The 12,284-nt window shown below is 59.4% G+C and carries 14 protein-coding genes; 1 reads left to right on the forward strand and 13 read right to left on the reverse strand.

Annotated elements, in window-relative coordinates:
* Positions 1-53: 53 nt before the first annotated feature.
* The 12 genes from yqeH to ACP26L_RS26590 all read right to left on the reverse strand — a co-directional run bounded on the left by yqeH (position 54) and on the right by ACP26L_RS26590 (position 10,924).
* Positions 54-1,160, reverse strand: a complete 1,107-nt coding sequence (gene yqeH / locus ACP26L_RS26535; protein ID WP_426447883.1) for a ribosome biogenesis GTPase YqeH — start codon at positions 1,158-1,160, stop codon at positions 54-56.
* 10 nt (positions 1,161-1,170) lie between these two features.
* Positions 1,171-1,665 carry a YqeG family HAD IIIA-type phosphatase gene (locus ACP26L_RS26540; RefSeq protein WP_426447885.1) on the reverse strand — a complete coding sequence of 165 codons (495 nt, stop codon included), beginning with the start codon at positions 1,663-1,665 and terminating at the stop codon, positions 1,171-1,173.
* Positions 1,666-2,072: 407 nt separating this feature from the next.
* Positions 2,073-2,642 (reverse strand): manganese catalase family protein, encoded by a 570-nt coding sequence (locus ACP26L_RS26545; protein ID WP_426447887.1) that lies wholly within the window; start codon positions 2,640-2,642, stop codon positions 2,073-2,075.
* Positions 2,643-2,654: 12 nt separating this feature from the next.
* Entirely contained in the window at positions 2,655-2,927 is a 273-nt protein-coding gene (locus tag ACP26L_RS26550) for a spore coat protein CotJB (protein ID WP_426447889.1), read from the reverse strand.
* Between the two features lie 5 nt (positions 2,928-2,932).
* A complete protein-coding gene (locus ACP26L_RS26555; protein WP_426447890.1) occupies positions 2,933-3,172 on the reverse strand; it encodes a spore coat associated protein CotJA in 240 nt (79 codons plus the stop codon).
* A 178-nt stretch (positions 3,173-3,350) separates the two neighbouring features.
* Positions 3,351-5,582, reverse strand: a complete 2,232-nt coding sequence (locus ACP26L_RS26560; protein ID WP_426447892.1) for a transglutaminase TgpA family protein — start codon at positions 5,580-5,582, stop codon at positions 3,351-3,353.
* Positions 5,579-6,823 (reverse strand): DUF58 domain-containing protein, encoded by a 1,245-nt coding sequence (locus ACP26L_RS26565; protein ID WP_426447893.1) that lies wholly within the window; start codon positions 6,821-6,823, stop codon positions 5,579-5,581. The genes ACP26L_RS26560 and ACP26L_RS26565 overlap by 4 nt, the downstream gene beginning before the upstream one ends.
* A gap of 4 nt (positions 6,824-6,827) precedes the next feature.
* Positions 6,828-7,787 carry an AAA family ATPase gene (locus ACP26L_RS26570; RefSeq protein WP_426447895.1) on the reverse strand — a complete coding sequence of 320 codons (960 nt, stop codon included), beginning with the start codon at positions 7,785-7,787 and terminating at the stop codon, positions 6,828-6,830.
* A gap of 361 nt (positions 7,788-8,148) precedes the next feature.
* The gene (spoVAE, locus tag ACP26L_RS26575) at positions 8,149-8,514 is read right to left on the reverse strand and encodes a stage V sporulation protein AE (protein WP_426455095.1); all 366 of its coding nucleotides are present in this window, start codon (positions 8,512-8,514) and stop codon (positions 8,149-8,151) included.
* A 4-nt stretch (positions 8,515-8,518) separates the two neighbouring features.
* Positions 8,519-9,541 (reverse strand): stage V sporulation protein AD, encoded by a 1,023-nt coding sequence (gene spoVAD, locus ACP26L_RS26580; protein ID WP_426447897.1) that lies wholly within the window; start codon positions 9,539-9,541, stop codon positions 8,519-8,521.
* A 3-nt stretch (positions 9,542-9,544) separates the two neighbouring features.
* Entirely contained in the window at positions 9,545-10,024 is a 480-nt protein-coding gene (gene spoVAC, locus ACP26L_RS26585) for a stage V sporulation protein AC (RefSeq protein ID WP_426447899.1), read from the reverse strand.
* A 54-nt stretch (positions 10,025-10,078) separates the two neighbouring features.
* Entirely contained in the window at positions 10,079-10,924 is an 846-nt protein-coding gene (locus tag ACP26L_RS26590; protein ID WP_426447900.1) for a DUF421 domain-containing protein, read from the reverse strand.
* A 540-nt stretch (positions 10,925-11,464) separates the two neighbouring features.
* Between ACP26L_RS26590 and ACP26L_RS26595 the strand changes: the two genes are divergently transcribed.
* Positions 11,465-11,629, forward strand: a complete 165-nt coding sequence (locus ACP26L_RS26595; protein WP_426455097.1) for a DUF1328 domain-containing protein — start codon at positions 11,465-11,467, stop codon at positions 11,627-11,629.
* 98 nt (positions 11,630-11,727) lie between these two features.
* Here ACP26L_RS26595 and ACP26L_RS26600 read toward each other — a convergent pair whose 3' ends face one another.
* On the reverse strand, positions 11,728-11,964 hold the full coding sequence (locus ACP26L_RS26600; RefSeq protein ID WP_426447902.1) for a hypothetical protein: 237 nt from the start codon (positions 11,962-11,964) through the stop codon (positions 11,728-11,730).
* Positions 11,965-12,284: the final 320 nt, after the last annotated feature.

Consider the following 12,284-nt stretch of genomic DNA (forward strand, 5'->3'; position numbering starts at 1 on the left):
TCGTTGGTAACTCCTTCGCACTCTATTGCCCGTTCCCCAAAGGGCGGTGCGATCTAGATCAGGGATTCCCTGACCGCCACTTTGACCCCGCGGGGCACGTGGATGGCCAGCTCCGCCCCCTGGTCGCCGTTCGCCTTCACCCAGCCGAGGCCGGAGATCGAGACGTCCAGATTGCCGCCCTTCGGAATACGGATGGCATGCTTGGTCAGCTTCGGCAGCTCCTCCAGATCCGCTAACGCCGGCGGCTGCAGCAGCACGCCCTTATGGTTCTCGTAGAGCTCGTCGGCCTTCTCCAGCTTCGTCCGGTGCGCCTGCAGCGCGTTGGAGACATAGAAGGTGAACGACTGGCGCTCTCCCTGCAGGAAGTCGAAGCGCGCCAAAGCGCCGAAATACACCGACTGCCCGCTGTTCAGCTGGAACACGAGCGGTTTGACCGGCTTGTCCGGCATAACCTTCATGAGATCCTTCTTGTTCACTAGCTCGGTGAGGCGGTGCTTGTACACGATACCCGGCGTATCGATAATCGAAGCGCCGTCGTCAAGCGGAATGCGCACAAGATCGAGTGTCGTACCCGGATATTGGGACACGGTCAGCTCCGCATCGAGATCGCTGTAGTCGTGGATCAGACGGTTGATCAGCGTGGACTTGCCGACGTTCGTTGCGCCGACCACGTAGATGTCCCGCCCTTTGCGGTGCTCGTCCAGCGCTTCAATCACCCGTTCGAAACCCATGTTCTTGCGGGCCGAACAGAGCACGATATCGACAACCTTCAGCCCGGCTTCCTTCGCCTGGCGCTGCACCCAGTTCAGGATACGGTTGTAATTCGTCACCTTCGGGAGAAGGTCGATCTTGTTCACGACGAGAATGATCGGATTGTTCCCTACGAACCGGGGCAGACCGGAGATCAGGCTCCCCTCGAAGTCGAACAGGTCGACGATGTTGACGACCAGCGAATCGGTCGTGCCGACATGGCCGAGCAGCTTCAGGAAGTCATCCTGGTTCAGCGTAATGCCTGATGCTTCATTATAGTTCTTGATGCGGAAGCAGCGCTGGCAGATCACCGGCGTACGAGACAGAGCCTGCTCGGGCACGAAGCCGAGCTGATCCGGGTTCTCCTGCTGCAGCGCAACGCCGCATCCCGCGCAATTCTTGTTTTCCAAGTGTGGATTCCTACTTTCTCATGAGCGTTTGGGCAGCCTTCTCGAGTCTGCGGTTCACCTTCGTGAAAAAACCTTCGTCCGACGGCGAGATCGGGGTCACGAGGATCGTGTGGAGCCCCATCCGGTTGCCGCCGAGCACGTCGGTCAGCATCTGGTCGCCGATCACGACCGTCTGGGAGGAACGCAGATTCATCATGGTGAGCGCCTTGCGGAAAGCTGCGGTAGTCGGCTTCTTGGCCCGGTAAATGAAAGGCAGGGATAACGGCTCCGCGAACTTGGTCACTCTCGTCCGCTGGTTGTTCGATACGACCACCACCTGAAACCCGATCTGACCCACGACCTTCAGCCAATCGATCAGCTCCGGCGTGGCGAGCGGCGCTTTGGCCCCAACCAGCGTATTGTCCAAGTCCGTAATAATGCCCCGATATCCCTGCTCATATAGCTGCTGCAGATTAATTTCGTATATCGAATTGACATGTTGGTGCGGAATCAGCTTTTTCAGCAATGCGTTCACCTCGTAAGACGATAGGCTGTATACGTCAAACTATACCATAGATGTCCAATTCCTTGCAAAATGGTTCTTAAAACGGAGAAAACCGACGACAACCCCCCTTAGAGGGGTGAATTCTCGTTCCCCTGCTTTTTAGGATGCCAATCCCTGCGAAAAGATAACCCGGCTTCAAAGCCTTCAGAGTCAGGCATAAGGAAGGCTCGCCGCTGCAGATAAACGGGCTTCACCTCCCTTGAAATCCTACCAAGATAAACGGCTTCGCTGTCCTTTAAGGACAATGCGCGTTTATAAGAAAATATAAGATGACGGGATCGAGCTCCGGCGAGATATAAATTCATAATTTTAAAAAACCGCGGGCTGCCCCGCGGCTTGTCCTGTACTGCTTCATAAAAAGCAGTCTTTTAGAAAAATTTCTGCGCCGCCTGATCTTCCTTCAGCATCTCCACCGCTTCACGGAAGCGCATCGAATGGACGATCTCGCGCTCCCGGAGGAACTTCAGGCTGTCCTGCAGGTCGACGTCGTCAGTCATATCAATCAGCCATTGATAGGTGGCCCGCGCTTTCTCCTCAGCCGCAATGTCCTCATAGAGGTCGGCGATCGGATCGCATTTGGCCTGTATGTAGCTCGCCTGCCAAGGTACACCCGATGCGTTCTGGTAGAACAGGGCATTGCCGTGGTTAGCATAATGGTCGCCAAGGCCGGCCTCGCGCATCTGCTCCGGCGTCGCATCCTTCGTCAGCTTGAGGATCATCGTGGCAATCATCTCGAGGTGGGAGAACTCCTCCATCGTCACATCCGTCAGCAAGCCGACCACCTTGTCCGGGAGCGAATACCGCTGATTCATGTAGCGCAGGGCCGCCGCCAGCTCGCCATCCGCTCCCCCATACTGCTCGGTGAGGAATTTCGCCATCTGGGGATCACATTTGCTTACGCGTACCGGATACTGGAGTTTCTTTTCATATAAGAACATGGGCTTCTCCTCCTATACCTGCCATGGCCATGGCGTTGTGTTCCATTCGGCAGGCTCTCCGGCCTGGCTTCGTCCGTTGTGGATCAGGGGGCCGTATTTGCGCTCGAACGGCTCCGCCAATTCCAGGCGCTGGGCCGACAGCTCTTTGTACTGCTGCAGCGCCTTCTCGTCTGCGGGATGGGTATCGAGGTACAGCTGCAGCTCCACGAGCACAAAATCCAGAGCCTGCAGCTCCTCGAGTGCCGTGTAGTAAGTCTGCGGCAGCGGTTTGGGCTTGGCTGTCATTATTCTCACACCTCCTTGTAACGTTGCGGCTCGTAAGGACTGTAGAGGTCCGGCCACAGGGTGCCCTTCTGGAGCGCTTCCTTCGGACTGTACTGCGCCAAGTCCGCCGGCTGATAAGCCAGGAACAGCTGCGGCGGGGTTACGAAGGTCTTCTCTACGATCGGCGGGCAAGGGTCGAACCTGCCTGCAGGGGGGTAGAATACGCGGGTCTGCTCCTCCAGCTTCTTTTTATCGAGATCGGCCATCGGAATCCTCCTCTGTCTTTGTAATGTCTGACACCCCCATACTTACCACCTTTTCCCGGTTTGGAAACAAGCCCTGCAACAAAAGGCGATGGAAACAAAAAAAGAGAGCCTCCTCCGCCCAAAGAACGGAAGAGGCTCTCTAGTATTCATAAGAAGGGCAGCAACTACCTCAGCCCGCCTACATCTGCGAACGAAGCTTATCAATAAGCATCGTCGCCGTCTTATAGTCGTCTTCGGTAATGTCGGCCTTGCCGTACTTCGCCTTCTCGAAGAGAAGCAGTACGGTCTCGACGTCCATGCGCATCCAGCGGCTCTGCTTCGTCCAGCGGGCCACCGCTTCGCGCAGCGTCTCATGCTCTTCGCGGACATAGCCGCTGCGCCGGAAGATCCGCAGCATCCGCTCGCATTCGACGATGACCTTCTGCTTCAAGAGCGAGGCGCGGCGCCGGCGGGCGCGTTCTCTCCACAGCTCCGCCACCTGCAGCTTCCAGGCCAGGAAGCCGGCCAGGGCCGCCAGAACGGCGAGGCCGCCGGTGATGGCAAGGCCGCGGCCCTGCTCTTCCTCGGCCGTGGGCTCGGCTGCAGCCGGCTCCGCTTCAGGCGTATCGGCCGGCTCCACGACCGGCACATCCGGCAGCGTGGCACGCGGCATGGAAAAGCCGGCGGTCGGCTCGAACGGCACCCAGCCGTAGCCGCTGAAGTAAATCTCGACCCAGGAGTGGGCGTCGGCGTTGCGGACCGTATACGTGCCCGCGGCATCCGGGTCCATCATCATCTGGCCGGGAATCAGGCCCATGAGCTCCGGATCGAGCGGCGTGGCGCCGGAGGAATAGCCTTTGACCCACCGCGCCGGCAGCCCGACCGACCGGGCCATGACCGCCATAGCGGACGAGTAGTAGTCGCAGTAGCCTTCCTTGATCTCAAAGAGGAACCGGTCCACGAAGTCGCGGCTGCGGCCTTTGGTCAGATCCGGCTTGTTCGTGTACGGGAAGGTCGTCTGCAGGTACTGCTCCAGCTTCTTCGCCTTATCATACGGATTCGCAGCATCCGCCGTAAGGTCGGCTGCCAGACGCTTCACCCGCTCCGGCAGGTTCGCCGGCAGCGCCAGGAACTCCTCTGCTCCGGCGGGGGTGCCGGCCGGCAGCGCACGCAGCGCCGCTTCATCGACTACCGGCACCTGCGAGATAACCTCGTAGGTCTTCGGGTAAGGCTGCCGCTCACTGAAGCGCAGCTCCCCCTGCGCGGCGAGCCACTGCAGGGGCTCGAAGCCGTTCTTCAGGTTGTTGATCCCCGTCACCTTCTGGATGCTGTAAGCACCGAAGAGCACCGGATACCGCTGCTCGGTCAGCAGGGTCACCTTCTGGGTGACCTCCACCGTCTTCATGCTGCCGGACGGCAGGCGCGAATCGGAGGCGAGGACATTGTCGGCACGCACCGGATTGCGCGCATTGCGGCGCTCCGATTCGCTCTCGTCCCAGCCGCGTCCGGTATAGAGTGACTTGGTCTCCCCGCGCCAGTAGGCGCGCTGGGTCGTCTCGACCTCCATCACTGGCGTATAGTCGAACTGGAAGCCGCCGCCGAGGGCCCCGTCATTGCGGCTGTAGCCGGAAGAGGAGTCCATCGCCTCGCTCGGCGGTACGGTGACCCCTTTCGCGGTGGAGAAATTCATCGGCTCCCCGCGCAGGCTGCGCCAGGCCGTATAAGGATCGGTAAGCGAGGGGCCCACCTCCGGCATCATGGCGCCGATCAGCACCGTCAGCGAGATGAGGCCGACAACCGGCAGGGCAATGGAAGCCGGGTAGTCGGCAAGATGCCGCCAGGCCGCCGGATCCCGTCGCCTCAGCTGGGCAAAATGGCTCAGGATGAGCAGAAACAGCCCGCAGCCTACGATGACGGCCACCTGCGGCCACAAGAAGACTGAAGAGAACGAATCCCGGATGCAGAGCGCCATCACGCTGATGACGAGCAGCGAATAAATGCGCCACTTGACTTCTACCCACCAGATCATAAAGTGGTAGGCCGCCCAGGCTCCGAGAGAGAACCACAAATACGGCGTGAGCTCATACAAGTTCAGGAACAGCCTCGAAGAGAAGAAGCTGGAGACAGGCATCGGATCCACAATGCCGTAGTTCTCGAGCACCTCTACATTAGCCGCCAGGATCAGGACGAACTGCAGCAGCCCCCGCAGGAGCCAGTGCAGCTTCTGCACATGCTCGAGCACGCAGACCATGAGCAGGGTCAGCTGGACGATCAGGACGGTCTCGGGCAGCCACAGGCCGTCCTCCTTGCCGAACCACAGCGTGAACTGCAGCAGAATCAGCCCGCTGAGCAGCAGGGTGAGCCGGTGAGGCCAGTCGTCCCAGAGGAAGCGGCGCAGGGCGGAGCGGCCGGTATCGGTTCGGTTATTCATGGGTTCCTCCCTCCCAGCAGCCCCGGCAGCTCAGCGAGCGCGTGCAGCGGATAGCAGGTAATGCCCCGGCTTCGCAGCTGCTTCACCCAGGCGTCCTTCACCGTCGCCTGCGGGGCGATCCAGAGATGGCAGGGGTTCGTGCCCTGCTGCTTCAGCCAGCCGAGCAGCTGCAGCATCCCTTCGCCGGCTTCCGGCGAGATCAGCGTAATGAACGAGCCGGGCACCAGGCGGGAGATCCGCGTCTTAAGCACCTGCCACACGGGATGGGTGCCATCCGCCTCTACATCGATGAAGTGCTGCATGAGCGCATGCTGCTGGGCTTGGGGCGATCTGGGCTCGAAGTACACATTGTCCGCTCCACTCGACAGGAGACCAAGCGACAGACCGCGGTGCGCACCGTATTGAAACAGCGATGCCGCCGCGGAAACCGCGAGCTCCAGCTCTTCGGGGTCGTCATAAGCTTTCATATAACGGTCCAGCACGACGTAAGTCTTCGGCAGGGACTCCCGCTCGAACTCCTTCGACTTCCATGTGCCGGTCTTCGCCGTCGCATTCCAGTGGACGCGCGACAGGCGGTCACCGTAGCTGTACTCCCGCACCCCGTTGATTTGGGTCGTCTCCCGGACGGCCCGCGTGGTGGAGGAATGATGGTTCGTTCCCTTCATCATTTGGTGGAACTGCTGCCATTCGCGGATCGGTACGGTCTGCGGCATGACCGCAATGCTCTGCGGCAGCTCCAGCTCGCCGCGGTGCTCGAAGAGCCCGAAGATATCTTCGGTCACACATTCGGTATGGCCGAAGGTATAATGGCCGCGGCGCATCGCCGGCGTCCGGTACTCCCATTCGGCGCGGCGGCGCCAGTCCGGTACGACGGTCGCCTCGAAGATCAGCTCCCGGCCGCTCTTGTGATACAAGCGGTCCTTGACGAAAAGATACGGCATCGGCCAATACCCCGGGATACTCAGCTCGATCCTCACGCCGAGCGAGGTTCCGGCCTCGATCACTGAGCCGAAATCCGTGTTGTTCAGAACGCGGTTCCCTTGGGTACGCTTAATTCCGCTCCACTGGCCGAGCAGCAGGTAGATGCTTAAGATGAGCATGATGACGAACAGCATCAGCGCCAGCTTCCCGCCCTGGAAGAGCAGGAAGCCGAGGCTGCCGAGGAAGGCGCCGAACACAGCCCAGAACTTGCGGCTGAAGCGCGGCAGCTCCGACAGCTTGTGGGCGAAGGTTTCTCTCATCCCCTCACCTCTCCAGGCGAACCGGGACCTTCACCTGCTGGAACACCGACTGGAGCACGCTGCCGACCGTAGCGCCTTCCATCCGCGCCTCCGCCTGAAGAATGATCCGGTGTCCGAGCACATAAGGCGCGAGGAACTTGATATCGTCCGGAATGACGTAATCCCGGCCCTGCAGCAGGGCGTAGGCTTTGGCCGCCTGAACAAGGGCCAGCGTGGCCCGTGGGCTTGCGCCAAGGTAGATCGACGGGTTCTCCCGGGTCAGCCGGATAACCGATACGAGGTAATGGGCCACGGCCTCATCCAGGTGCACCTGCTTCACCAGCGCCTGGATGGCCAGAATCTGCTCCACCTCGGCCACTGGCTCCAGGGAATCCAGCGGATGGCCCACACTCTGCGATACGATCATCCGCGTCTCCGTCTCCGCATCCGGATAGCCCATCGAGAACTTCATCATGAAGCGGTCGAGCTGGGCTTCCGGCAGGATGTAGGTCCCCTCGAAATCGATCGGATTCTGCGTGGCGAGCAGCAGGAACGGCTTCGGCAGCTCATGAGTTTCGCCGTCCACGGTAATGTGGCGCTCTTCCATCGCCTCCAGCAGGGCGGACTGCGTCTTCGTGGTCGCCCGGTTGATCTCGTCGGCGAGCAGAATATTCGTCATGATCGGACCCGGGCGGAACAAAAACACTTCCTCCTTCGGGTGAAAGATCGACACGCCGGTTATATCGGTAGGCAGCAGGTCCGGATTGCACTGAATGCGCCGGAACAGGCCGTGTATGGACTTCGCCAGAGCTTTGATCAAGACGGTCTTGCCCGTCCCGGGAACATCTTCAAGCAGCACGTGTCCGCCGGCCAGCATGGCGGTGAGCAGCAGTAAAATTTCATCGGTTTTGCCGAGGATGCATGCTTCCAGGTTGGATTGAATGCGCTTCAACACGGCAAGTTCCCCATGTGTGACAGTTTCCATTGACGTCCGGCCTCCTCCATAAGATGGTACAACCTATATACGCAGCAGCAGACAAAAGGTTATGGGTGTAAGCGTATTGACATGAAACTGTAATATTAACGCGAAAAACGGCTTTTTGCACACCATAGAGTCCCAGATTTCTATTGTACAGGATGGCATAAGGGCAAGTATACGGATAAAATGGATGAATTCTTTTGGCATTTTCTACTTTCCGGTGACGACGGACACCTGGCGCGATGCGCACTTTTGTCCGGACACGCCAAAAAGCCCCGGAGGGCGCCTGCACCCGCAGGCGGTCCGGGACGATGAAGGTCGGTTCCGCTCGATTCCAGCCCTGCATTAACGGCTCCGGGCCAGGGCTTTAGCCCTGCGGCCTGAAAGCCAGCGCCGCCAGGAACGAGAAGATGATCGCGGCCGAGATGCCCGCAGACGTAATCGAGAAGATTCCGGTAATGATGCCGATCGGACCGTCCTCTACGAGCTCGGTCAAGGCGCCGTGCACCAGCGCGTTTCCGAAGCTTGTGATCGGCACGGTCGCTCCGGCTCCCGCGAAGTCGGTGAGCCGGTCGTAGACGCTCTTGCCGCCGGCCGGAATGCCGTCGAGCAGGGCGCCGGCCACCACCAGCGCACTCATCGTATGCGCAGGCGTCAGCTTTTTCACATCGATGAGCAGCTGTCCGATGACGCAGATCGCGCCGCCGACCAGGAAGGCCCATAAGTACTGCATGACGTCATCCATTCTGCACCTCTCCTCTCTCGATGGCCACCGCATGGGCTATTCCCGGGATGCTCTCTCCCTGCTGGAAGGAGAGCGGCGAGAGGAGCGCTCCGGTAGCCACCACCAGAATGCGGTTCAATTCTCCTTTTTTCATGCGCTTCAGGAGCGGTCCGTAAGTCACCGTAGCCGAGCAGCCGCAGCCGCTTCCCCCCGCCTGCACATTCTGCTTCTCAAGGTCATAGATCAGCTTGCCGCAGTCCTGGTAGACCGTCTGCGTCATATCGATGCCCCGCTCCCGGAGCAGGTCGCATGCGATGTCGTACCCTACCGTGGCCAGATCGCCCGTTACGATCAGATCGTAATAGCCCGGCTCCCGGCCGAAATCCCGGAAGTGCGCGGTCAGCGTATCCACCGCCGCCGGAGCCATGGCCGCGCCCATGTTGAACGGGTCCTTAATCCCGAGGTCGACGACCCGGCCGATCGTCGCTCCCGTCACGACAGGCCCATCCCCCTTCAGCCCGAGCACGGCCGCCCCCGCTCCCGTTACCGTATACTGCGCGGTAGGAGGCTTCTGGGAACCGTATTCGGTCGGGTAGCGGAACTGCTTCTCCGCCGTGCAGTTATGGCTGCAGGTGCCGGCCATGACCCGCTCTCCGAAGCCTGAGTCGACGATCATCGAGGCGATGGCCAGCCCCTCCATGGAGGTGGAGCAGGCACCGAAGATGCCGAGGTACGGAACCTGCATCGTCCGCACGGCGAAGGAGTTCGAGATAATCTGGTTGAGCAGATCTCCTCCGATATAGAACTGCAGCTGATCCTTCTGCAGATTAGCGTGCTTCAATGCCAGTTGTGCGGCTTCCTCAAGCATCTTTTTTTCGGCCTTCTCCCAGCTGTCCTGTCCGACAAGGGTGTCGTCATGGACCACGTCGAACTGATCCCCGAGGGGACCCTTGCCTTCATCCGGACCAACGACGGACGATGTGCCCAGAATAACAGGCCGTCTCTTGAATTCCCAGCTTTGTTCCCCGATCAGCATCCCTCAGCCGACCCCCCATCCGAAGATCCAGTGCACGATACCTACGAAAAAGGCGGCCACGACACCGAACACGATGACCGAGCCGGCCAGCTTGAACATATTGCCTCCCACGCCAAGCACATAGCCTTCGCTCTTATGCTCCAGCGCAGCCGAGCAGACCGAGTTGGCGAAGCCTGTGACCGGGACCGCCGAACCCGCACCGGCCCATTGGGCGATCTTGTCGTACACGCCAAAGCTTGTCAGAAGGACGGAAATGATAATAAGGACGGCCACCGTAGGGTTGCCCGCCGTCTCTTTGGTAAACCCGAATCCGTGAATGAACAGCTCCATCAAGCCTTGTCCGATCAGGCAGATGAACCCGCCCACCAGGAACGCCCGAAGGCAGTTGCGCAGAACCGGACGGGCCGGCTCCTTTGTTTTGGCAAAATCCTGGTACTGCTTTTTGTTCCATTGGGCCTTTCCGTTTTTCACATTCGTTGCCATGGGCTGAACACTCCTTTCTCCGCTGCCTGCTTCCGCACGCCATCGACATGATTCCTATACGTTCTCAACCCGCCGGATAATGTCTCCCAGCATAGAGGCGCATTCGGCATAGACCCCGTCCGCCTGGCCGCTGTCCTTGCGCTGTCCCTGCGCTATGAGGTATGACTCACACTGCTTCAGGGCGGTCAGAAGACCGGAAGGGGCTTGAAGGACCGGCGGCTTGGCGCCATCCTCGTACAGATCTATATACAGCTTCCCCTTGGCGTCGATCTGGGCGAGAAAGACATCCTCTACCGTTAAGCCCATCTTGTCCAGCTCTCCAAACAGCCATTCCCGGGTCATACCCAAGCTGCACAAGGCGTCGTCCATCAGATGACCGTCCATAATGACCGCCTGCGGGATGCATTCGTCTGCGGCTCCCGCATTTTCGGGTTTCAGCTTTCTGGCCTCTTCCTTGGTCAGAATGCTGAGCTCTCCGCTGGCCTCCAGCATAGCGAACTCCACATCCGCCAGACGAAATACCTTCTTCGTCCTCAGCTCCTCCATCAGCTCGTCCGAAGAAAAGCGCTCCTTCCGAAGGTTATCCTCCAGTACCTTGCCCTGCCGGATGAAGACCGTTCCCTTGCCCTCCAGCAGGTCCCGCAGCCGCTTGTTCTTCAGGGTGAGGTGTTCTAGGAACAACGGAACCACGAACCAGACCAGCATGGCGGTAATGCCGTGAATGAAGTGCGCCTCCAGCTCCGTCGAAATGAACCCGGCCAGCTCCCCTATAACGATCCCCGTGATGTACTCGAAGAAGCTGAGTTGGGAGATCTGCTTCTTGCCCAGCAAACGCGTGATGGTGAACAATACGGCGACGGCAGCAAGCGAGCGCAGGCCAATATGCCACCAATCTTCCATAGGTACCCTCCCTCTTCCGGCAGTACGTTGCAACATATACATTATGAGCTCCGCATGTCCAAGTTATAAATGGGAAGAAACTGCAGCGCAGGGAGAGGGTGGGAATGGCGGGAAGCGGCCTTCTGTAGGTGGTTCTGCGGGCACGGGCAGCCTTGGGGAAGCGGCCTTCTGTAGGTGGTTCTGCGGGCACGGGCAGCCTTGGGGAAGCAGCTTCCAGCCGGCGGCCCGTACGGTGTAAGAGTTCACAGGAACAGCAGCAGCACGATCAGCAGCAGAATGAACAAGACGAGAATGAGAAGAAGCGATTCGAACAGTTCCAACGGAGGTCCTCCCCAAACGTGATCCGCCATGGCGTATATCAGGGTATGCGGACGAAAGCGAATCGGCCCGGGCGGGCGCCCGGATGAGGCGCGATGTTCCCGAAGCCTTGGTGAGGCCCCCGCGCAGCGCACCTTTGTTTCAGGAGCGGAAGCCGGCGGGTAAGACACGATTGAAGCAAAAAAATGCGGAAGGAAGCAGGTCCGCCCGGGAGGGAATCCGCTGATGACCTGGTCTTTTCTATTCCTTCTGGTCTCCGTCACGGCAGGAGTCTTCGGATTCCTGGGTATCGCCGGGCCAGGAGCCGGCATCGCCAAAATCCTGTTCATCGTCTTTCTCATTCTCTTCGTTGCGAGCTTTTTTACGGGACGCCAAAGCCGAACCTGAACGCCGCGGGCCAAACGGCCCGGCCTATGTAAAAAGCCCCCTGCCAAGGTTCGGCAGGAGGCTTTCTTTCATGCCTGCTTCAGAAGCTTATCCGCAGGTCAGCGGATGCGGCGGAATACCCAGACGCCCTGAATCCGGGCGATGAGCCGGAAACCGCTGCGGACCAAACAGCGCACAGCCGGGACCAGACGGCTTCCGGGAGCGATCAGAGACGTGCAGGGAGCCGCACTGCCGATGACGCTGCTTCCGGTGATAATGCGCCGTCCGGTCCGCGGGCTGCGGACCACAGTCAGCGTGACCACATCCGGCGGACGAGGAACACGAGTTACTGCCATATCTATCATCTCCTTCCCTCTCAAGCTAATCATAGTAAATGCGAGAGGGATGCGAAGGGTTACGGACGAATATGGAGAGGGACCGCAATTGATGAATCCGCCTCAGAAAAATACGGACAGAATAAAATACGGATACAGGAAAAAGGACCCCTTGCGGAGTCCCTTCCAACGGTGAAATGAATTTGGTATTGCCTTGAATCTCGAACCTCGCTTCGGACTTGACCTCACCCACACTACTGCAGCACATGGACTACATTAACGTGTCTTTGGCACATCCCTCCGCTCTATCTCGAGTCAGAAGCAACTTCTTGTGAATACTC

Source organism: Paenibacillus sp. S-38, assembly GCF_049942825.1.
Lineage (GTDB): Bacteria > Bacillota > Bacilli > Paenibacillales > NBRC-103111 > Paenibacillus_G.

What these genes read in the sequence shown, in the direction of transcription:
- ACP26L_RS26545 (WP_426447887.1), bottom strand. Translation starts at nt 2,642, where the DNA reads ATGTTCTTATATGAAAAGAAACTCCAGTATCCGGTACGCGTAAGCAAA.
- ACP26L_RS26560 (WP_426447892.1), bottom strand. Translation starts at nt 5,582, where the DNA reads ATGAATAACCGAACCGATACCGGCCGCTCCGCCCTGCGCCGCTTCCTC.
- ACP26L_RS26600 (WP_426447902.1), bottom strand. Translation starts at nt 11,964, where the DNA reads ATGGCAGTAACTCGTGTTCCTCGTCCGCCGGATGTGGTCACGCTGACT.
- spoVAD (WP_426447897.1), bottom strand. Translation starts at nt 9,541, where the DNA reads ATGCTGATCGGGGAACAAAGCTGGGAATTCAAGAGACGGCCTGTTATT.
- ACP26L_RS26565 (WP_426447893.1), bottom strand. Translation starts at nt 6,823, where the DNA reads ATGAGAGAAACCTTCGCCCACAAGCTGTCGGAGCTGCCGCGCTTCAGC.
- ACP26L_RS26570 (WP_426447895.1), bottom strand. Translation starts at nt 7,787, where the DNA reads ATGGAAACTGTCACACATGGGGAACTTGCCGTGTTGAAGCGCATTCAA.
- ACP26L_RS26550 (WP_426447889.1), bottom strand. Translation starts at nt 2,927, where the DNA reads ATGACAGCCAAGCCCAAACCGCTGCCGCAGACTTACTACACGGCACTC.
- spoVAC (WP_426447899.1), bottom strand. Translation starts at nt 10,024, where the DNA reads ATGGCAACGAATGTGAAAAACGGAAAGGCCCAATGGAACAAAAAGCAG.
- spoVAE (WP_426455095.1), bottom strand. Translation starts at nt 8,514, where the DNA reads ATGCAGTACTTATGGGCCTTCCTGGTCGGCGGCGCGATCTGCGTCATC.
- ACP26L_RS26590 (WP_426447900.1), bottom strand. Translation starts at nt 10,924, where the DNA reads ATGGAAGATTGGTGGCATATTGGCCTGCGCTCGCTTGCTGCCGTCGCC.
- ACP26L_RS26555 (WP_426447890.1), bottom strand. Translation starts at nt 3,172, where the DNA reads ATGGCCGATCTCGATAAAAAGAAGCTGGAGGAGCAGACCCGCGTATTC.